18 protein-coding genes are annotated in these 20,947 nt (G+C 60.0%); 10 read left to right on the top strand and 8 right to left on the bottom strand.

Features of this window, described 5'->3' with window-relative positions:
- Positions 1–94: 94 nt before the first annotated feature.
- Positions 95–1,420: a sigma-54 dependent transcriptional regulator gene (locus AAEZ05_RS05940; RefSeq protein WP_045061123.1), complete on the bottom strand. Its 1,326-nt coding sequence runs from the start codon at positions 1,418–1,420 to the stop codon at positions 95–97.
- A gap of 344 nt (positions 1,421–1,764) precedes the next feature.
- Between AAEZ05_RS05940 and AAEZ05_RS05945 the strand changes: the two genes are divergently transcribed.
- From AAEZ05_RS05945 to nhaB, 3 genes are all read left to right on the top strand, one after another.
- The gene (locus tag AAEZ05_RS05945; RefSeq protein WP_045061122.1) at positions 1,765–2,031 is read left to right on the top strand and encodes a hypothetical protein; all 267 of its coding nucleotides are present in this window, start codon (positions 1,765–1,767) and stop codon (positions 2,029–2,031) included.
- A 246-nt stretch (positions 2,032–2,277) separates the two neighbouring features.
- Positions 2,278–3,567 (top strand): delta-60 repeat domain-containing protein, encoded by a 1,290-nt coding sequence (locus AAEZ05_RS05950; RefSeq protein WP_350646800.1) that lies wholly within the window; start codon positions 2,278–2,280, stop codon positions 3,565–3,567.
- An 83-nt stretch (positions 3,568–3,650) separates the two neighbouring features.
- Positions 3,651–5,153, top strand: a complete 1,503-nt coding sequence (nhaB, locus tag AAEZ05_RS05955) for a sodium/proton antiporter NhaB (RefSeq protein WP_045061120.1) — start codon at positions 3,651–3,653, stop codon at positions 5,151–5,153.
- Positions 5,154–5,269: 116 nt separating this feature from the next.
- On the opposite strand, the gene AAEZ05_RS05960 is transcribed toward nhaB, so the two are convergent.
- Genes AAEZ05_RS05960 through gnd form a run of 3 tightly spaced genes read right to left on the bottom strand, consistent with a single transcriptional unit; the run spans position 5,270 to position 8,606 of the window.
- On the bottom strand, positions 5,270–6,109 hold the full coding sequence (locus AAEZ05_RS05960; protein WP_350646801.1) for an HAD family hydrolase: 840 nt from the start codon (positions 6,107–6,109) through the stop codon (positions 5,270–5,272).
- A complete protein-coding gene (zwf, locus tag AAEZ05_RS05965) occupies positions 6,106–7,629 on the bottom strand; it encodes a glucose-6-phosphate dehydrogenase (RefSeq protein WP_045061118.1) in 1,524 nt (507 codons plus the stop codon). Before zwf ends, AAEZ05_RS05960 begins: the two co-directional genes overlap by 4 nt.
- Positions 7,626–8,606: a phosphogluconate dehydrogenase (NAD(+)-dependent, decarboxylating) gene (gene gnd, locus AAEZ05_RS05970; protein WP_045061117.1), complete on the bottom strand. Its 981-nt coding sequence runs from the start codon at positions 8,604–8,606 to the stop codon at positions 7,626–7,628. The genes zwf and gnd overlap by 4 nt, the downstream gene beginning before the upstream one ends.
- 271 nt (positions 8,607–8,877) lie before the next feature.
- On the opposite strand from gnd, the gene AAEZ05_RS05975 reads away from it, so the two are divergent.
- The 4 genes from AAEZ05_RS05975 to AAEZ05_RS05990 all read left to right on the top strand — a co-directional run bounded on the left by AAEZ05_RS05975 (position 8,878) and on the right by AAEZ05_RS05990 (position 13,676).
- A complete protein-coding gene (locus tag AAEZ05_RS05975; protein WP_205893896.1) occupies positions 8,878–9,051 on the top strand; it encodes a DUF6026 family protein in 174 nt (57 codons plus the stop codon).
- A 236-nt stretch (positions 9,052–9,287) separates the two neighbouring features.
- Positions 9,288–11,021 carry a phosphoethanolamine transferase CptA gene (locus AAEZ05_RS05980; protein WP_045061115.1) on the top strand — a complete coding sequence of 578 codons (1,734 nt, stop codon included), beginning with the start codon at positions 9,288–9,290 and terminating at the stop codon, positions 11,019–11,021.
- A 117-nt stretch (positions 11,022–11,138) separates the two neighbouring features.
- Entirely contained in the window at positions 11,139–13,376 is a 2,238-nt protein-coding gene (locus tag AAEZ05_RS05985; RefSeq protein ID WP_350646802.1) for a TonB-dependent siderophore receptor, read from the top strand.
- Positions 13,377–13,475: 99 nt separating this feature from the next.
- Positions 13,476–13,676, top strand: a complete 201-nt coding sequence (locus tag AAEZ05_RS05990; protein WP_045061113.1) for a hypothetical protein — start codon at positions 13,476–13,478, stop codon at positions 13,674–13,676.
- A gap of 55 nt (positions 13,677–13,731) precedes the next feature.
- Here the strand turns inward: AAEZ05_RS05990 and AAEZ05_RS05995 are convergent, their stop codons facing one another.
- The 3 genes from AAEZ05_RS05995 to zapE all read right to left on the bottom strand — a co-directional run bounded on the left by AAEZ05_RS05995 (position 13,732) and on the right by zapE (position 16,055).
- Positions 13,732–14,223, bottom strand: coding sequence for a GNAT family N-acetyltransferase (locus AAEZ05_RS05995; protein ID WP_045061112.1), 492 nt, complete (start codon positions 14,221–14,223; stop codon positions 13,732–13,734).
- A 113-nt stretch (positions 14,224–14,336) separates the two neighbouring features.
- On the bottom strand, positions 14,337–14,918 hold the full coding sequence (locus tag AAEZ05_RS06000) for a DinB family protein (protein ID WP_350646803.1): 582 nt from the start codon (positions 14,916–14,918) through the stop codon (positions 14,337–14,339).
- Between the two features lie 18 nt (positions 14,919–14,936).
- A complete protein-coding gene (zapE, locus tag AAEZ05_RS06005) occupies positions 14,937–16,055 on the bottom strand; it encodes a cell division protein ZapE (RefSeq protein WP_045061110.1) in 1,119 nt (372 codons plus the stop codon).
- A 146-nt stretch (positions 16,056–16,201) separates the two neighbouring features.
- Between zapE and AAEZ05_RS06010 the strand changes: the two genes are divergently transcribed.
- Positions 16,202–17,254 (top strand): aldo/keto reductase, encoded by a 1,053-nt coding sequence (locus AAEZ05_RS06010; RefSeq protein WP_045061109.1) that lies wholly within the window; start codon positions 16,202–16,204, stop codon positions 17,252–17,254.
- Positions 17,255–17,344: 90 nt separating this feature from the next.
- Here the strand turns inward: AAEZ05_RS06010 and speB are convergent, their stop codons facing one another.
- Positions 17,345–18,304, bottom strand: a complete 960-nt coding sequence (gene speB, locus AAEZ05_RS06015; RefSeq protein ID WP_350646804.1) for an agmatinase — start codon at positions 18,302–18,304, stop codon at positions 17,345–17,347.
- Between the two features lie 108 nt (positions 18,305–18,412).
- Here speB and AAEZ05_RS06020 point away from each other — a divergent pair, with 108 nt between their 5' ends.
- A complete protein-coding gene (locus tag AAEZ05_RS06020; protein ID WP_350646805.1) occupies positions 18,413–19,315 on the top strand; it encodes a LysR family transcriptional regulator in 903 nt (300 codons plus the stop codon).
- Positions 19,316–19,432: 117 nt separating this feature from the next.
- Entirely contained in the window at positions 19,433–20,905 is a 1,473-nt protein-coding gene (locus AAEZ05_RS06025; protein WP_350646806.1) for a nucleobase:cation symporter-2 family protein, read from the top strand.
- Positions 20,906–20,947 lie beyond the last annotated feature (42 nt).

Genomic DNA, 20,947 nt, shown 5'->3' on the forward strand with positions numbered 1-20,947 from the left:
AGTCTCGTTGCATTCGACAGTTCCTACAGAGATTTTCAATTCAATGTAGGAGCTGCCGAGTGCAACGAGGCTGCGATCTTTTGCATTCCTGGATCTAACGAATCTGATGCTTGTGCAACAACCGATAAAATGTCGGCCTCGAGATACCCAGCACCTTCGCTGCAATGCTCAGATTGTCACTGTGACGGTTGAGCACATCGCACAACGCCTGGCGCTCAGCCCGGGTTTTGTAATCCTCCAGCGTGCCCATTGGCGCAACCACGGTATGGTGGCTGATCAGCCCCAAGTCGCGGGCTTCGATCTGCCGACCTTCGGCCAGCACCAGGCCGCGACGAACCCGGTTGGCCAATTCGCGCACATTGCCCGGCCAATCATGCTTGCCCATCGCGATCAGCGCGTCATCGCTGAAGCTGCGTGGCCTGCGGCCGGTTTCATGGCTGTAGAAGTGGGAGAAATGATTGGCCAGCATGGACAAGTCGCCATGCCGTTCACGCAATGGCGCGGTGACGACTTGCAGCACGTTGAGGCGGTAGTACAAATCCTCACGGAAGCGTTTCTTCTCGATCGCCGCTTCCAGGTCGACGTGGGTCGCCGCCAGAACTCGCACATCTACCGGTATCGGCTGGCTGCCGCCAACATGTTCGATATGTTTTTCCTGCAGGAAGCGCAGCAGATTGGCTTGCAGCTCCAGCGGCAGGTCACCAATCTCATCGAGGAACAGTGTGCCGCCGTTCGCCGCTTCGATCCGGCCGACTTTGCGTTGGTGGGCGCCGGTGAAGGCACCCTTCTCGTGGCCAAACAGCTCGGACTGGATCAAGTGTTCGGGAATCGCGCCGCAGTTGATGGCCACGAAGGGTTTGTTGTGCCGCTGGGATTGCCGGTGCAGGGTGCGGGCCACCAGCTCTTTGCCCGTGCCGCTTTCACCGCGGATGAGTACCGGGGACTCGGTAGGTGCCAGCTTGCTCAACAGCCGGCGAAGCTCGCGGATCGGCTTGCTGTCGCCGAGCAGCTCATGTTCTGGCTGGTCAATGTGCACGGTGCCTTTACCGCGCAAACGCGCCATTCCGAACGCGCGCCCCAGGGTTACCTGAACTCTTGAAACATCAAACGGCAGGGTGTGGAAGTCGAAAAACCATTCGCAGACAAAGTCGCCGACATTCTGCAGCCGCAGGACTTCCTGGTTAAGCACGGCGATCCATTCGGTGCCACTGCGGCTAATCAGTTCCTTGACCGCCTCGGGGCGTTCCAGATGAAAGGGTTGTAATCGCAACAGGCCGACATCACAGGTCTTGTCGGCGGCATTTTCCAGTGTGCAGCTTTCGACATCCCAGCCCACAGCTCGCAATCCTGGCAGTAAACGATGGCAATCGTCGCAAGGATCAACCACTAATAGACGTCGTTGGGCAGGCGCTTCGTTCATGACTGTTCCTTGGCGCCAAATTCGATTAAATATTAGTAAAAACAGTCATTTGGCGGACCTGGCTGTAACATTAGCAAGAAATTGACAGTTGCTTGTACCGATTGACTATAAGGCGCTCGCCTAAACAGTTATAAAAGACTACTTGGTTAGTTACCTAATGAACTTCAACCTTTCATTCAGCTTTCAAAACAGCACCGAACAGCGAGTTCTTGCAAGAAAGGTGAAATTTCTTCGATTCCAGTGTGACCCGAGGCCGGGTTGAGGACATCAGTACAAGTACCAGCCGCACGGGAAGCCCGACCGTCGGCCGATCACTTGATTGGGCATATAGAGAGAGAACCCCAATGAACGCCCCGCTCCGTATCAACGAAGCTCTTTTGATTGCAGACCGCGCATTCCAGCCTTTCCAGTGTGTGGCCTGGTCTCTACAAGATGGCAACGGTGAACTCAGCCTGACAGTGATCGACCGCACCAAATGCAGCATTGGTCGCAAACAGATTCCAAGCAGTGCCTATACCGATCCGGCACAACTTGAGCGTGTGCTTAAACAGGCCCGCGAAGAACTCAGCCGTGACGGTTACAACCTTGAATCATGGTCGATGCCACACTGATAGCAGCGCGGATTACCTGGCAGTAATCCGCGCCCTTCCCAGTCTTTCAGTGGGCTGTTCAGTACTGCGAAGGTACTAATTACTTGGCAGGCTTGCCACTGGTTCAAAAAGACACTCTTCTGGCACACTGCGACCCTCCGCCCGTTATTTCTCCCAGTTGTACGGTTGGCCATTCAGGGTTTGAATATCTTCCTTATAAGGTCGCCAGGCCAACTTCTGGACGACGACTCGCAAGGAGATGCGTGCATGTCAAGCCAGGTTGCCTTTGCCTCCCCCGCAACACTCAGCCAAGCCGGTCGCCTCGACCTCTCATTTGCCGCCCGCGGAACCACCCAGGTGTATTTCGCCGGCAGCCTCTGCAGCATGACCCATGACGTCGCCATTGATGCCTGCGGGCGCATCCTCGTCGCGGCCAAAGTCGGAATGGCCGAGGGCAGTCGCTTTGGCCTGGCACGCCTCCTGGCCGATGGGTCTGCGGACCTGTCTTTCGGTGATCAAGGCAGCGTCATCGGCCAGTTCGAGAATGGTTTCGAGGCCATGGCCGGCAAACTCGCGGTGCTGCCCAACGGCAACATCCTGCTGGCCGGGCTGCACTATCTCAACGGCCATCGCACGCTCCCGGCCCTGGCGTTGTTTGACCACTGTGGCCAACCGGTCCAGGGCTTCGGCGAGAATGGCCGCTGCGTGGTGCGCTTGCCCGGCAATCTTTCCGTGGGCGTGCGTGATGCCTGGCTTCCACCGGGCGTTCCGGGCGCCGAAGCCTGCGATCTACGGGTGCAGGAGGACGGCAGGATCCTGCTATTGGCCAATCATCATTTCGAACTGGCCGATCATGTCGGCCTGCTCATCTGCCTGAACCGTGACGGCTCACTGGACAGCTCGTTCAATGGCCGCGGATTTGTGATCGTCCGGCACTTGCTGATGAACACCTGGCTCAGCAGTCTCTTGCTGCAAGCAGATGGTCGAATCCTGGTGGGTGGGTCGATCAACTTTCCCGCCGAAGGATTGCTCGCCCGTTACCACGCCAACGGGCAACTGGACACCAACTTCGCAGTCGACGGTTTCATGAGTTTCGATGGTGCCGGCCGCAGCACTCACGTCAGCCATATCGTCCAGCAGTACAACGAGGACCTGCTGTGCGTAGGCAGCAGCCGGGACCCCATGCATTGCCTGTCCCTGCGGTTGCACAACAACGGGCGTCCCGACAGTCATTGCCATGGCGGTCAGCCGCGACTGCTGGAGATCGGCCGCAGTGGCTGTCAATGGACAGCGGCCCTGGCCTTGCCCGACGGCTGCACCCTGGCCGCTGGTGCGACGCTTGGAGGCTGTGAGGCTGACTTCATACTGGCCCGGTATCTGCCGGATGGGCAACTGGATCACCAGTTCGGTGATGGCCTCGGCTGGGTCCGCACCCGGCTGAGTCGCAGCCTGGACACAGCGACTTCACTGACTGCACAAACAGATGGCGCGATTGTCGTTGGGGGTTATTCGCTCGACGGCAATTACCGGGCGATTGTGGCGCGCTACCTGGGGTGAATGGCGCGCGGAGACTTTTCCTGCACTTGATATTCCGCTGGTCTTACGGCAAGTTGCGCGCTTCTTAATACAAGGAGCAGCCGATGTCCGGTTCAATGGCCCAGGCGTTCGCGCACAATTTTCTCGGGCACTCTCCCCGCTGGTACAAGGCGAGCATCGTCGGCTTTCTGATTCTCAACGCTGTGGTGTTATGGACGGTCGGCCCTGTGGTGGCGGGCTGGTTGCTGGTCCTGGAGTTCATTTTTACCCTGGCCATGGCGCTTAAATGCTATCCGCTGATGCCGGGGGGGCTGCTGCTGATTGAAGCGCTGCTGCTGAAGATGACCACACCCCAGGCGTTGTATGACGAACTGGTGCACAACTTTCCGGTAATCCTGCTGCTGATGTTCATGGTGGCAGGTATCTACTTCATGAAAGACTTGCTGCTGTTCCTGTTCTCCCGGCTGCTGCTCGGCGTGCGGTCCAAGGCATTGCTGGCGCTGCTGTTCTGCTTTTTATCGGCGTTTCTGTCGGCCTTTCTCGACGCCCTGACCGTGACCGCCGTGATCATCAGCGCAGCGGTGGGCTTTTATTCGGTGTACCACCGCGTGGCCTCGGGCCATGACCCGCGCCTGGACAGCGCTTTCTCCGACGACCGTCATGTGCCGCAACTGCATCACGATGACCTCGAGCAATTTCGCGCCTTCTTGCGCAGCCTGTTGATGCACGGTGCCGTCGGCACAGCACTGGGCGGTGTTTGCACCTTGGTGGGCGAGCCGCAAAACTTGCTGATTGGCCACGAGATGGGTTGGCACTTCGCCGAGTTCTTCCTCAAAGTGGCCCCGGTTTCCTTGCCGGTGCTGGTGGCGGGCCTGGTGACCTGCGTGCTGCTGGAAAAGCTGCGCTGGTTCGGCTACGGCACGCTGTTGCCGGACAACGTGCGCGCCGTACTGGCCAACTATGCCGCAGAAGATAACGCCGAGCGCACTTCTCGCCAGCGTGCTGCACTGGTCGTCCAGGGCCTGGCGGCGCTGATCCTGATCGGCTGCCTGGCCTTCCATGTGGCCGAGGTGGGGTTGATCGGGTTGATGGTGATTGTGCTGATCACGGCATTCACCGGCATTACCGACGAACATCGCATTGGTAATGCCTTCAAGGACGCCATGCCCTTCACCGCGCTGCTGGTGGTGTTCTTTGCAGTGGTTGCGGTGATCCACGATCAGCAGTTGTTCACGCCGTTGATTCAGTGGGTGCTGGCCCTCCCCGCAGAGCAGCAACCGGGCATGTTGTTCATTGCCAACGGCCTGTTGTCGGCCATCAGCGACAACGTGTTTGTTGCAACCATTTACATCACCGAGGTCAAGCAGGCGTTTGTGTCCGGCCATATGAGCCGTGAGCACTTCGAGGCCCTGGCGATTGCGATCAACACCGGCACCAACCTGCCGAGCGTGGCGACGCCTAATGGCCAGGCGGCATTCCTGTTTCTGCTGACCTCGGCAATCGCGCCGCTGATTCGCCTGTCGTATGGGCGGATGGTGTGGATGGCATTGCCGTACACCGTTGTGATGGGCGTGCTCGGGTGGTATGCGGTCAGCTATTGGTTGTAACCACAGAAACCTGTGCGGCCACGCCACCCCTGCGAGAGTAAGGCTTACTCGAGATGAGGCCGTGAATCTGGCATCAATGGCGCCTGACAGGGCGTCATCGCGAGCAAGCTTTGCTCCTACAGTGCGGCGCGGTGTGGGTGGTTGAGGATGTACTGCTCAATCGCCTGCGCAACGCCGTCTTCGGTGTTGGCACCAGTGACGACGTCCGCCTGGCGCTTCACCGCCTCTTCCGCCTGCCCCATCGCGATCGACAAACCGGCCTGGTGAAACATCGCCGGGTCGTTGCCGCCATCGCCCAGCGCCGCCGTGTGCTCCAGGGGCACGCCAAGAAACTCGGCCAGTGTCGCCAGTGCCGCGCCCTTGTTGGCCTGCATGGCCGTGACGTCCAGGTAAACCGGTTGCGAACGCGAGACCTGCGCCTGCTCTTGCACCTTGGGCAATAACAGCGCTTCGAGCTCAATCAACAGATCGGTGTTGTTGCTGGTCGCGACGATCTTGTCGATGCGTTCCAGATAGGGTTCGAAGCTGTCGACCACGACGGGCGGGTAACCCAGCCCATGCTGCTCCCTGGGCACCATCGGCCCGTCGGGATCCTTGAGCAGCCAGTCACCACCGCTGAACACCCAGACTTCAACGTCGCTGCGATCGGCAAACAACGCCAATGCCGTCAACGCTGCGGTGGCTGGCAAATAATGGGCAACCAGAATACTCCCGTCAGGATTAACCAGGGTGCCACCGTTGAATGCCGCCGTTGGCAGGTCAACGCCCAGGGCTTCGATCTGCTGCAACATGGCTTTTGGCGGACGCCCGGTGGCCAGGCTGAACAGCACCCCCGCCTCACGCAGTGAGCGAACGGCCTCGATGGTGCGCCGGCTGAGACTGTGGTCGGGCAGCAACAAGGTACCGTCCATGTCGCTGAGCAAAAAGCGGATCGGCGCTCGGGTCAATTCACTCATCCGAGGCTGTGCCAGACGCGACCGTCGCGAGTCAGCAGATCTGCGCCCGCCTGCGGGCCGTCTTCACCGGCGGCATAGCCCTCAACGCTGGCATCTTGCTGCCAGGCGTCGAGGAAGGGTTGCACGGCGCGCCAGCCGTTCTCGATGTTGTCCGCGCGCTGGAACAGCGTCTGGTCGCCGGTCAGGCAGTCGTAGATCAAGGTCTCATAGCCGGTGGACGGCTGCATTTCAAAGTAGTCCTTGTAGGCAAAACCCAGCTCGATATTGGCCATCTTCAGCGCCGGGCCAGGACGTTTGGCCAGCAAGTCAAACCACATGCCTTCGTTGGGCTGGATCTGGATGCGCAGATACGTTGGCTGCAGTTCATCCACTTCGGTATCGCGAAATTGCGCATAGGGCGCCGGCTTGAAGCAGATGACGATTTCCGTGTCGCGCACGCTCATGCGCTTGCCGGTGCGCAAATAGAACGGCACCCCGACCCAGCGCCAGTTGTCGATCATCACCTTGAGCGCGACGTAGGTTTCGGTGGTGCTGTCGGGCGCAACGTTGCCTTCCTGGCGATAACCAGGCAATGCCTTGCCGTCGACTTCGCCGCTGGTGTACTGGCCTCGCACCGAGTTGGCCCGGGCCTCTTCCACCGACCAGGGGCGAATCGCGCCGACGACCTTGGCCTTCTCGCCGCGTACCGCGTCGGCACCAAAAGCGGCAGGCGGCTCCATGGCGACCATCGCCAGTAACTGGAACAGGTGGTTGGGCACCATGTCGCGCAACGCGCCGGTGTGCTCGTAAAAGCTGCCCCGGGTTTCCACGCCGACGGTCTCGGCGGCAGTGATCTGCACATGGTCGATGTAGTGGTTGTTCCAGAACGCTTCGAACAGGCTGTTGGAAAACCGGCTGATCAGAATGTTCTGTACGGTTTCCTTGCCCAGGTAGTGATCGATCCGGTAGATCTGATTTTCCGACATCACCTTGAGCAGGCACGCGTTCAAGGCCTCTGCGGTTTGCAGGTCGGAGCCAAAAGGCTTTTCGATCACGACGCGGCGAAACGCTTCGGGGGTTTCTTCGAGCAGCTTCGCCGCGCCCAGTCGACGCACCACTTCGCTGAAGAAACGTGGCGCGGTGGCCAGGTAGAACACCGCATTGCCGGTGCCGCTGGCGGCGATTTTCGCCGCCAGGGCTGAATAGGTGCTGTCGTCCAGGAAGTCGCCCTGGACGTAGCTGATGCCTTTGGCGAGTGTGGCCCACAACGCCGGGTCAAGGGCGTCATCGCCCTTGCCGACTTTGCTCATCGCTTGCGCCCGAATGAAATCCTCGAGCTTCTGCGCAAAGGCTTCGTCACTGATGGCGTTGTGGTCAACGCCGATGATCCGCAATCCATCCCCCAGCAATCCATCGCGACTCAGGTTGTACAGCGCCGGCATCAGCAGCCGCTTGACCAGGTCACCATGTGCACCGAACAGGAACAGCGTGGTGGGTGGTGCTGGTTCAGCCTTGGATTTATTGCGGATCAGGCCAGTCATTTTTTCGAAGTCTCCACATGGCCGCCGAAGCCGAACCGCTGGGCCGAGAGAATCTTGTCGCCAAAGGTGCCCTGCCCGCGTGAACGGTAGCGAGAGAACAGCGAGTTCGACAGCACGGGAACCGGTACCGACTGTTCCATGGCCGCCTCGATGGTCCAGCGACCTTCACCGCTGTCAGCTACGGAACCCGAGTAACCGTCGAGTTTCGGATCGCTGGCCAAGGCGTCTGCGGTCAGGTCGAGCAACCAGGACGAGACCACGCTGCCACGACGCCAGACTTCGGCGATGTCGGCGACGTTGAGGTCAAAACGCTGGTCTTCAGGCAGGTTTTCGCTGGCCTTGGTCTTGAGAATATCGAAGCCTTCGGCGAAGGCCTGCATCATTCCGTACTCGATGCCGTTGTGGATCATCTTCACGAAATGACCCGAGCCTGCAGGGCCGGCGTGGATGTAACCGCGCTCGGCACGGTCGTCATCGGACTTGCGGTCCTTGGTGCGCGGGATGTCACCGATGCCAGGGGCCAGGCTTTCGAACAGCGGATCCAGGCGTTTGACCACCTCGGCTTCGCCGCCGATCATCATGCAATAACCCCGCTCAAGGCCCCAGACGCCACCGGAGGTGCCCACATCGATGTAGTGCAGACCTTTTTCCGACAAGCTCTTGGCCCGGCGAATGTCGTCCTTATAGAAGGTGTTGCCGCCGTCGATGATGGTGTCACCGGCTTCGAGCAAGGTGCTCAGGGTGTCGATGGTGTCTTCGGTCGGCGCGCCGGCCGGCAGCATGACCCAGACGGCACGTGGCTTGGCCAGGCCAGCCACCAGGGCCGGCAGGTCGATGACGCCCTTGGCGCCTTCTGCGGCCAGGGTGTCGACAAAAGCGGTATTGCGGTCGTAGACAACGGTGGAATGCCCGTTGAGCATCAGGCGCCGCGCAATATTACCGCCCATGCGGCCCAGTCCAATAATCCCGAGTTGCATGTGCTGATGCTCCTTACTGCAAATAATGTGTGTCAAAGGTTATAGCCCAACGCGACCTGTTCAGCTTAGTCAGACAGGTCGCCATGAAGTTTCCGTGCATTGTGCCCGATCCAGACTGATAACGTCGGGAATCGTCGCGAAGACACACCGACCACGAAAAATAAAAAAGTTCCCTTCGCAGGTAAAAGAAATCAAAATTGCAGCCGATAGTTAATCAGCGCCCGACGTCGGGGGCAGGTTCACAGTTGAAACACCATTTGCGAGGTGAGCAATGGGCACAGTACAAGCAGCACGACCAGCACAAACTCTCTACGTCACGATCCGTCGTGATGAACTGGGCCGGCTCAGAGAAGAGAACGACCTGCTGAAGCAGCAGCTTGCGCAATTGCGCCAGCTGAACCAAGGCCACCAGCCACAGGCCCTGCCAGTAACCCACCGCGCCTGACCGCCCTGCAGGAGCGAGCTCGCTCGCGAAAAACGAGAGGCCGCCGCGGGCCATCAGGCACCCAGCGTCATCGTTCACGCCAATGGCGAGCAAGCTCGCTCCTGCAACTCACAAACTTTTCACACCCGTTCATTGATACTCCTGCGCCATTGTGGCCGCTCGGTAGGCGTGCCGCGCCCGTTCGTCCACCAGTTTGCACTGGCGGCGGTCGACGATTATCTAGGCTGGAGCGCTGAATGGCTTTGTTCAAACGCAGCAACACGACTGCGAAAGGGTTCGACTGGGCCGGGCTTGCCTGGCTGTTTGTGTTCTTCTGGTACTTTTCCGGCATCACCCAACTGCTGATCCAGCTGACCGGCACCTCGGGTTTCACCGGCTTCCGCCAAGCCTTCATCATGAGCGCGGTCTGGCTCGCGCCCATGCTGCTCTTTCCCCGACAGACCCGTGTGCTCGCCGCCTGTATCGGTGTGGTGCTGTGGGCCTGCTCGATGGCCAGCCTGGGCTACTTCTTCATCTATCAGCAGGAGTTTTCCCAGAGCGTCATCTTCATCATGTTCGAATCGAACATCTCTGAAGCTGGCGAGTACATGACCCAGTATTTCGCCTGGTGGATGGTCGCGGCCTTTCTTGCCCACACGCTGTTTGCCTACTTCCTGTGGACCCGCTTGCGTCCGGTGTACCTGCCTCGCGGGCGGGCCTTCCTGGCAGCAACGGCCATCCTGGTGGCAGTGATCGGTTATCCGCTGGTCAAGCAGACCCTGCGTACCGGCAGCCTGGCAGAAGGCTTCGAGAAATTCGAAACCCGCATCGAACCTGCCGTGCCATGGCAGATGGCCGTGGCTTACCACCGCTACCTCGATACCCTCGCCGGCATGCAGGACATGCTGCACAGCGCGAGCAAGATCGCTCCGCTGAAAAACCTTACCGACTCCGCAGCCAATCAGCCTGCGACCCTGGTACTGGTGATCGGCGAATCGACCAACCGCCAGCGCATGAGCCTGTATGGCTACCCGCGCAATACCACCCCTGAGCTGGACAAGCTCAAGGACCAGTTATCGGTCTTTGACAACGTCATCACCCCGCGCCCCTACACCATTGAAGCGCTGCAGCAGGTGCTGACATTCGCCGACGAAGATAACCCGGCGTTGTATCTGTCGACTCCGTCGCTGGTCAGCATGATGAAACAGGCCGGCTACAAGACCTTCTGGATCACCAACCAGCAGACCATGACCAAGCGCAACACCATGTTGACGACCTTCTCCGAGCAAGCCGACGAGCAGGTGTACCTCAACAACAACCGTAACCAGAACGCCGCCCAGTACGACGGCGATGTCATCGCGCCGTTCAACAAGGCCCTGGCCGACGCGGCACCGCGCAAGCTGATCGTGGTGCACCTGCTGGGCACGCACATGAGTTACCAGTACCGTTACCCCTCGACCTTCGACAAGTTCAAGGATCGCCAGGGTGTACCGGCCGGCGTACGTGACGATCAATTGCCGACCTACAACAGCTACGACAATGCGGTCCTGTATAACGACTTCGTGGTCTCGAGCCTGATCAAGGATTACGCGAAAACGGACCCCAATGGCTTCCTGATGTACCTGTCCGACCATGGAGAAGACGTCTTCGACTCGCCGGGCCATAGCACCTTGGGCCGCAACGAAAACAAGCCAACCGCGCCGATGTACACCATTCCTTTCATGGCCTGGGCCTCGCCGAAATGGCGTGAATCCCATGACTGGAACTTCGCTGGCGATCTGAGCCGCCCCTACAGCAGCTCGCACCTGATCCACACCTGGGCGGACATGGCGGGGCTGAATTTCGATGAGCTCGATCGCAGCAAGAGCCTGGTCAGCGACAGCTTCAAGCCGCGCCCATTGCTGATCGGCAATCCCTACGAAAAACAGCAGCGGCCGTTGATCGACTTCAGCCTGATGAAACCCAAACCCGTGGAAGTCGTGCAGCATTAAGGCTGCCAGGCACCCCACAGCAAATACTATAATTATTGTTTACCACTAAATATTCGCCGCCCTCCTTCGTCTTTGAGCAAACGGAATTTTTCCCTCAACGACAAGGAGTCGGCTGCGATGTTCGCGCCTATTACCCGTTCCATGACTTTAACCCTGGGCCTGTGCAGCGTTGCACTGAGCCCGGACCTGCTCGCCGACAGCGAAATTGAAAAGGCTCCGGTCGCCGGCGCCCTCGAGCTGACCGCCACCAGTATCACCGCCCAGGGCTTGGGCAATAACACCGAAAACACCCAGTCCTACACCACCGGCGCCATGAGCAGCGCCACGCGCCTGAACCTGTCGATCAAGGAAACCCCACAGTCGGTTTCAGTGGTCACGCGCCAGCAAATGGACGACTTCAAACTCACTTCGCTGTCCGAAGCCATGCGCCAGACCACCGGCATTGTGGTGCAACACAACGACTCCGACAGGGTCAACTATTCCTCGCGCGGCTACTCGATCAACAACTTCCAGGTTGACGGGATGCTCAACACCTTCAGTTACATGAAGTCCGACTCCGACACCATCATCTACGACCGCATCGAAGTCGTGCGCGGCGCCACCGGCCTGACGACGGGCGCCGGGGATCCATCCGCGACCATCAACATGGTGCGCAAACGCCCGACTGCGCAATGGGAGGCCAAGACCGGTGTCAGCGCCGGCAGCTATGACAATTACTACACCTACCTGGACGTTGGCGGGCCATTGGCCTTCGATGGGCGCCTGCGCGGCCGCAGCGTGCTGGCATACCGTGACAGCGACTCGTTCCGCGACAAATACCAGCAGCAACGGGAAGTCGGCTACGGCGTGCTCGAAGCCGATCTGACCGATGCCACCACCCTGGCGGTGGGTTACGACTACCAGAACAAACACGTACAGGGCACTTCGTGGGGCACCGTACCTTACTGGAATGCCGACGGCAGCAAGGCCAACCTTGGCCGTTCGACCAACATGGCCACGTCCTGGAGTTCCTGGCCGATCAAGGACCAGACCGCCTTCGCCAACCTGGACCATCAATTGGGTGCAGGCTGGCACCTCAAGGCCGCCTACACCCACCGCGAGAGTGACACCGACGGCAAGATCTACTACGCCGGAGGCGGCTTCCCCGAGCCCGATCGCAGCGGCATGGTGGCCAACGTCAGTCACATGATCGGCACCCAGAAGATGAAAGCCTACGACTTCAACGTGTCCGGTCCCTACTCGCTGCTGGGACGCGAACATGAACTGATGATGGGTTATGGCCAAGCGCAGCGCAGCGATAGAAACCCTTACACCGACGGTCCGATGGCTGATGACTACGCGATCGTGCCGGACTGGAAGTACATGGGCGATATCGGCAAATTCTCCGACACGGTGACCAGCCTCACCGGGTCCACCAGCAGCACCGAGCAGAAAGCCGGTTACCTGGCCACACGCCTGAGCCTGACCGATGAGTTACACGCCGTACTTGGCAGCCGCTATGGCAGCTGGAAATCGTCGAGCACCACCAATAGTTACGACGCCAATCAGGTGTTGAGCGCAGTGGACGATACCAGCCAGAAACACAACGACATGTGGACGCCTTACGCCGGGTTGCTCTACGACATCACACCCGAGTACACCGCCTACGTCAGCTACACCGACATCTTCAAGCCGCAAACCAATCGCGACGCCAACCGCAAGTACCTCGAACCGGTGGTGGGCAGCAACTATGAATTGGGACTCAAGGGCAGCCTGCTTCAGGAGCGCCTCAACCTGGCTACGGCGCTGTTCTGGAGTGATCAGGACAACGTCGCCGAGCTCGACGATTCGGTGCCACCGGATCCGGTCACCGGAGAGGAGTTCTACAAGGCCAATGGCAAGGGCACCAAGGTCCGGGGTTTCGAAGCCGAACTGTCCGGCGAGGTGATGGCCGACTGGAACATGACCGCCGGTTACACCTATACCCACTCGGTCAACGGCGAAAAGAACCGCACCAACACCACCGCGCCCCTGAACATGTTCCGCCTGTCCACGGCCTATCGGCTTCCAGGCAACTGGCATGCGCTGACGGTGGGCGGCGCGCTTAACTGGCAAAGCGAGATCTACCGCGCCGCGAGTCGCCCGGTGGGGCGCAACGCTGCAGGCAATATCATCACCCAGCGCACCAACATCAGCCAGGACGCCTACACCCTGGTCAACCTGATGTCGCGCTACGAGTTCGACCAGCACCTGTCGGCGTCGCTCAACGTGAACAACCTGCTCGACAAGAAGTACTACGAGAATGTCGGCTTCTATAACGGCAACTACTGGGGCGACCCGCGTACCGTGACCCTGAGCCTCGATTGGAAGATTTAAAAGCTGTTAGTTCCCAATTAACGGAATCGGCGGATAATGCCCTTTCAACATTGCTTCATGGAAGAAAGGGCACCCGAAACCTGTAGTGGGAGGCACACCATGAAATCTACAACCCTGATCCTCGCCAGTTTGATGATGCTGGGCACGACAGCCGCCTGGGCGGAAGGCGGCGCTGAACGCATGCGCTATTACTACGAGACTTTGCGATTGAGCCAGCAGGCGAATCAGCAACAGCCAGCGCCGCAAGTGCGGGTTCCGGACGATCAGACCGCACAAATGACGGAGCACTACAAACCATAACGAGCTCAAGGCTGTGGCGAGGGAGCCTGCTCCCCCGCCTCGCCTGGTTCAGGTCTTACAGCGCCTTGGTCCAGAACAGCATGCGACCGTGGGCCGGATCGAACATCCCGGCGGCAAATCCGAATTTTCCATAGGACGCCTGGGCAATGGCGTTACCCTCCAGAACCTCCAGGGTGATCTTGCAGCAGCCACGCTGGCGGGCGATGTCCTCAACCTTTTGCAGCATCTTCTGACTCAACCCCAAACCGCGAAATTTCTTCACGACGGCGACGTCGTGCACATTGACCAGCGGCTTGCAGGCAAACGTCGAAAAACCCTCAAAGCAATTGACCAGACCGGCCGGCTCGCCGTTGACGAAAGCCAGGACGCTGAAGGCGTGTGGCCGCTTCGCCAGTTCGCCCGCAAGGTTTTCCAATACATCGACCGGCAGCGAATGTCCGCCTCCCATCGGGTCTTCTGCATAGTGGTTCAATACCAGGCTGATGGCCTCGGCATGCAGGGCATTGGTGTAGCTGGCCTGAAGTACCAGAATTTCTGCGGATTCCATTTCCATCCTCGATCACACGTGAAGTAACTGCCGCTGAATCTATCAAGCGCGATCACAAATCAACAGCAATGCAGCCCATTTTGCGCCCAAAGCATTGAATACCAGCCTGCCGATCAATGCCCCCAGATCAATCCCTCGGTCCATCCCAGCTCGGCAAAATCCTCAGCCCGTAAGCCCGCCTCCCCCACGCAAAAAAACTCGTCCAGCTGCGGCGGCTGCACCGAGGTTGAGCTGAGCATTGCATGGACCTGCCCGCGATGGTGAATCTGATGTTCGAACGAGTGCGAGAGCATGCGCAATCGGCAGTCATGCTGCGGCGTGTCACGGGCAATGGTCACGATCTTGCCCAGATCGCTATCGCGCATCTGCTCGCAATAAGCGATCAGCCGCCGGTCCACCAGCGCCTGCTCGCGCTGCAGATCGGCAGCCGTGGTACAGGGCTCATCCAGGCTGAAGAACACCTGGCAATCGGGATGCGGATCGTCACCGCGCAACTCGCGCTCCAGCGCGTCCACGTAGAACCAGTCGCAGGTCAGGATGTGATTCAAGGTGGCTGTGAGACTGGGGAAGAAGCTGACCCGTGGTGCCGCCAATTCCACAGGGGCCAAACGCCCCCATGCTTTGGCGAGCCGATGATTGGCCCAGGCGTTCTGATAAGCCATGGTCAGCAGATGATGCGACAGCGTGTGAGACATGGGTTCGCTTCCCGGTTGTCAGACCTCGGCAAAACGTTGCAGCTGCATTTCCTGCAAGCGACTGAGGGTGCGGCGGAACGGAAATTCCAGATATCCCTCAGTGTAAAGCTCGGCCATGGATACCTGGGCCTCAAGGTAGAGCGGCACCTTGCGATCGTAACATTCGTCGACCAGCGCGATGAATCGACGCACGCCGTCATCATGCACCGACAACTGAGGTAACTCGCGATCACCAGCGGCCACTCGCTCGACCCCGTCTTCAGTGCCCCGGGCAATGCGTCCGGTACGCTTTTGCGCGCTGAGGTTCGGCACTTCACTCAACAGGATAGCCTTGAAAGTGTCGCACAGGACCATGAAGTCCATCGCGGCGAAGGGTTGCTCGCACAGGTCGGCGTAACGGCACCAGAGCACGCTTTTGCTGGCCTGTACCACCGGCAGCGAGCGGTGACCGACCGCGATCGGCTCGCTGGAGACCGACTGGCCGAGGGTCAATGTCCAGAACACCTCGTGCAAGGCACTGGGCTGCCCGGGCTCTGCAACCCAGTAGCGCTGCAACCCGGCGCCCGGATGCAGGCGATGGTCTTCAGCGCCGTCCACTGCAATGACCTGCATGTGCTGTTTGATCGCCTCGATGGCGGGCACGAACCGGTCGCGGTTGAAACCGTCGGCATACAGTTGGTCAGGGGGCAGATTGGAAGTGCACACCACAACCACGCCCTGCTCGAACATCACCTGGAACAACCGCCCGAGGATGATCGCATCGCCAATGTCATTGACGAACAGCTCATCGAAGCACAGCACCCGAACTTCTTCGGCGAGTTCCCGGGCCAGGCTTTTAAGCGGGTCTGCGGTACCGGTCAGCTGAAATGACCGCTGGTGCACCCAGCCCATGAAATGATGGAAATGCTGGCGCCGGGCAGGGACTCGCAGGCTTTGATAGAACTGATCCATCAGCCAGGTCTTGCCTCGCCCAACGGGGCCCCACAGATAGACACCGGTCACGCCCGGACGCCCCTCGTGCAGGGCCTCGTAGCATTTCTGCAGGGCCCACACGGCATGTTCCTGGGCTTCGTCCTGGACGAAACCTTTCTGTTCGATGGCCTGCTGCCAGGCGCTTAACGGCGAGTCGATGGTCATGCGCGGCAGTATGCCATGAGCGCTTGGGCGCTAGCCGTCAGCCAGTGGAAAAATACCTTGACGGTTAATATTACGTACGTAATATTAAGCGAATATCGCACAACATTCATGTCGAGCCCCCACCGCTCGCTCCAGGAGTCACCGCCATGCACTACAAAGTATTCGGCCGTAAAACCGGCTTGCGCGTTTCGGAGCTGGCCCTGGGGGCCGGCAATTTTGGCACGGGCTGGGGGCACGGCGCGGAGCGCGACGAGGCCATGCGCATTTTCGACGGCTATCTGGAAGCCGGCGGCAACTTCATCGATACCGCCAATGGTTATCAGGCCGGGCAGTCTGAGAGCATGCTCAGCGAGTTCATCGCGCCGGAGCGGGATCGGCTGGTTATCGCCAGCAAATACACCTTGGGTACCACTCCGGCAGACGGCATTTCACACACGGGTAACAATCGCAAGAATATGGTCCGGGCTGTCGAGGAGAGCCTGACCCGCCTCAAAACCGATCGTCTTGACCTGTTCTGGGCGCACATGAGCGACGGCGTCACGCCAATGGAGGAGATTCTGCGAGGTTTTGACGACCTGGTGCGTGCCGGCAAGATTCACTACGCGGGGCTGTCGAATTTCCCGGCGTGGCGCATTGCCCGGGCCGATCTGCTGGCCGAGGTTCGCGGGTTTGCGCCGATTGTCGCACTCCAGGTCGAATACAGCCTGGCCGAACGCAGCGTCGAACGTGAGCAGCTGCCAATGGCCGAGGCCCTGGGCCTCGCCGCGACCTTGTGGTCGCCCCTGGGTGGCGGGTTCCTCACGGGCAAGTACCGCAATAGCGACGGGGATAACCGCGCAGCCAAGTTGGGCATGCTGATCCACGCGGAAAAAGGCGCCCGCGAGACCGCCCTGCTCGATACGCTGCTCGCCGTAGCCGGGGAACTGGCTGCCAGCCCGACCCATGTGGCGATCGCATGGCTGCGGGAAAAAGCCCGGCAGTCGACGACCACGTTGATTCCGATCCTGGGTTCGCGTACCCGTGAACAGCTGGACTCGACCCTGGGGGCGCTGGCGGTGGAATTGGATGCCGGGCAAATGGCGCGGCTGGATGAAGTGAGCGACGTGCCCAAGGGCGTGCCGCATGAAACCCTGGCGGGCTCCTTTTCGCGCTTCAGCGGCGACCGGATCCTGGACCTGCCGAAGATTCCGGTCGCCTGACCGAACCACTGCTTGACCGGCTTGCTCGCGAAGCGCTGGTGAACGCACTATCGCCATCGCGGGCAAGCCTTGCTCCTGCAGGGTATTGCTTCAACGGTCGACCTTGTGTCTGGCCGCATACAGGCAAAGCATTTCCATCGCCAAAGTCGCTGCTGCGAGGGAAGTGATCTCGGCGCTGTCGTAGGCCGGAGCAACTTCCACCACGTCCATGCCCACCAGATTGATGCCGCGCAAACCACCCAGGATTTCCAGCGCCTGTACCGTGCTCAAGCCTCCACATACGGGGGTTCCGGTGCCGGGGGCGAATGCCGGATCCAGGCAGTCGATATCGAACGTCAGGTACACCGGATTATCCCCCACCCGGGCGCGGATGGCCTCGACGATCGACTCGCAGCCGCGTCGATGCACCTGGCGTGCATCGAGTATCGCAAAGCCCATGGCATCGTCATTGGTCGTGCGCAAGCCGATCTGCACCGAGCGCGACGGTTCCACCAGGCCCTCGCGTGCGGCGTGCCAGAACATCGTGCCATGGTCGACCCGCTTGCCCGCCTCGTCCGGCCAGGTATCGCTGTGGGCGTCGAAATGGATCAGCGACAGCGGGCCATGTTTACGCGCATGGGCCTTGAGCAGTGGATAGGTGACGAAATGATCGCCACCCAAGGTCAGCATCGCGCTGCCGGCCGCAAGGATATGTTCCGCGTGGGCCTCGATGCTGTGGGGTATCGAGTGCGGCGCGCCATAGTCGAATGTGCAATCACCGAAATCGACCACCGCCAGGTGGTCGAACGGATCGAACGTCCACGGCCAGTGGCGCTCCCAGGCGATCCCGGCCGACGCTGCACGAATGCCCCGTGGACCGAAACGCGCACCGGGACGGTTGCTGGTTGCGGTATCGAACGGCACGCCGCTGACTGCCACGTCGACTCCGCACAGGTCGCGGCTGTAGCGACGACGCATGAAACTGGTGATGCCGGCGTAGGTGCTTTCCGCAGCAGTACCGTAGAGGCTGTCGCGGGTCATGGCTTGATCGTTCAGCATTGGGGCGTCCATCGCATATTCCTTGGTTTGACATCTACGGAGTGACGCCACAATGCGCGGTCGGATACATTGGCAAAATACCAACTTTGTTATCCTGGCATTATCACGGAGTAATGTTTGATGCTTGGCCAACTTCACGACCTGGACCTGCAGCTTCTGCGTTTGTTTGTACGCGTGGTCGAGTGCGGTGGTTTCAGTGCCGCCCAAGGCGAACTTGGCTTGAGCCAGTCGAGCATCAGTCAGCAGATGGCCAAGCTTGAAACCCGGCTCGGCTACCGGTTATGCAGTCGTGGCAAAGGCGGATTTAACGTCACGCCCAAGGGCGCGGAACTGCTCGGCGCAATCCGCACCCTGTTCGAGTCCATCGAAACCTTCCGCCATCAATCCAATGGCGTGGCCGGGCGCTTGATAGGTGAAGTGCGAGTCGGGTTGTCCGAAGCGCTCGATCAATCGGTGCTGCAACGGGTGGCCGAGGCGATACGGCGCTTTCGCCAGCGCGACGAGTCGGTGCGCATCGAACTGATCAGCGCGATGCCCGGCGAAATGGAAAGGCTGCTGTTGCAACAACGCCTGGATCTAGCCATCGGCTATTTCTCCCTGGCGCAGCACGCGTTTGACTACCGTGAACTGTTCAGGGAGAGCCAGCAGCTGTACTGCGCCCCGGGCCACCCACTCTTCAGCACCGACGCGCCGCTCGACCAAACGCTGCAGGCCAGTGATCGCGTAGACCACCCCTACCGCTTCCTGCGCCGCGACGACCCCTTTCAAGGGACCCCTTGTTCGGCGCGGTCGGAGCAAGTGGAAGGCACGCTCGCGTTCATTCTGTCGGGCCGGCATATCGGTTATCTACCCGGCCACTACGCCCGAAGCTGGGAGGAAAAAGGCTTGTTACGCGCGGTACGGCATGATGGAACCCGTTTCGAAGTGGCATTCCAGCTCGCCCGCCATCGCGCCCAGTCGCCAGGGGATGCGCAAAAGGCGTTCGAAGAGGATCTGCTGGCAGCTTTCAAGCCCGGCACTTGAGGTTCCTGGCAGCGCCGCAGCAGGATTTCTGTAACCCTTGGTTACTGTTTTCCCAGCTTTCTGGCATCCTGCGCCTCCATTTTCTGACCCGGCCCGCCTTTTGGCACGCATATCACCATGACCGCCTCCGAAAAAGCCTCTGCTGCGCGCAACAACGATCTGATCTACGGCCTCAACGATCGCCCTCATCTCACCGCCACCGTCTTCGCCGCCTTGCAGCACGTTCTGGCGAGTTTTGTCGGCATCATCACCCCCACCCTGATCATGGGCAGCGCCTTGGGCCTGCAAAGCGAAGTGCCCTACCTGATCAGCATGGCGCTGTTCGTTTCCGGGCTCGGCACGTTCGTCCAGGCGCGACGCTTCGGGCCTATCGGTTCCGGGTTGTTGTGCCTGCAAGGCACCAGTTTCTCGTTCATCAGCGTGATTCTCAGCGCCGGTTTCATGGTCAAGGCCCGTGGCGGCGGCACCGATGAGATCCTTTCGACGATCTTCGGCGTGTGCTTTTTTGCCGCCTTCATCGAAGTGGTTTTGAGCCAGTTCATCGGCAAACTGCGGATGCTGATCACCCCGGTGGTCACCGGCACCATCATCACGCTCATGGGGCTGTCGCTGATCAAGGTGGCGATGACCGATATCGCTGGCGGCTTCGGCGCCACCGACCTGGGCGGTGCCCATCACCTGGCGCTCGCCGCTCTGGTGCTGGGCACCATCATCGTGCTGAACCGGGTCGACGTGCCATTCCTGCGTCTGGGGGCCATCGTCATCGGCCTGACCCTTGGCTATTTCGTGGCCTGGATGATGGGTGACGTCAGTTTCTCGAACATGCCCGACGTGCCCCTGATGAGCGTGCCGGTGCCGTTCAAATATGGTTTCAATTTCGATTGGGTCGCGTTCGTCCCAGTGGCGGTGATCTTCCTCGTGTCGCCGCTGGAAGCGGCCGGTGACCTCACGGCCAACTCGATGATTTCCCGGCAACCGGTCAAAGGCCCGGTGTACATCCGGCGAATCAAGTCCGGCCTGCTTGCCGATGGCCTCAACTCGGCCATGGCCGCGGTGTTCAACAGCATGCCCATGGTGACCTTCGCCCAGAACAACGGGGTGATTCAGCTCACTGGCGTGGCCAGCCGCTATGTCGCGTTTTTCATTGCCGGCCTCCTGGTAGTGCTCGGATTGTTCCCGATGATCGGCGCGGTGTTGCAGTTAATGCCCAAGCCAGTGCTCGGCGGCGCTGAGTTGGTGATGTTCGGAACCGTGGCGGTGGCCGGTATCAAGATCCTCGCCGAGGCTGGCCTGCACCGGCGCAATATGTTGATCGTGGCGATTTCCCTGGGCATGGGCCTTGGCGTCGCGGCCGTCCCCGAAGTGTTGCGCGAGCTGCCCATGGCGCTGCACAACATCTTCGAATCGCCGATCACTGTCGGCGCGTTGTGCGCTATCGTGCTGAACATCTTCCTGCCGGAAGAATTCATCGAGCTGGAAGAAGACGATTTCGACCCGGAAGCCTCGATCCTCCAGGTCATGGAAAACCCCGATGTTGCGGCCAAGGGTGAACCGGTAACCGTTGCGGCGGTCGCACAGTTGAACCGCTGACACGGCTTGAGGGCTGCGTCGGCAGCGGTTCAGCCCTTTACT

The sequence above is a fragment of the Pseudomonas sp. HY13-MNA-CIBAN-0226 genome (genome assembly GCF_040310305.1).
Lineage (GTDB): Bacteria > Pseudomonadota > Gammaproteobacteria > Pseudomonadales > Pseudomonadaceae > Aquipseudomonas > Aquipseudomonas gregormendelii.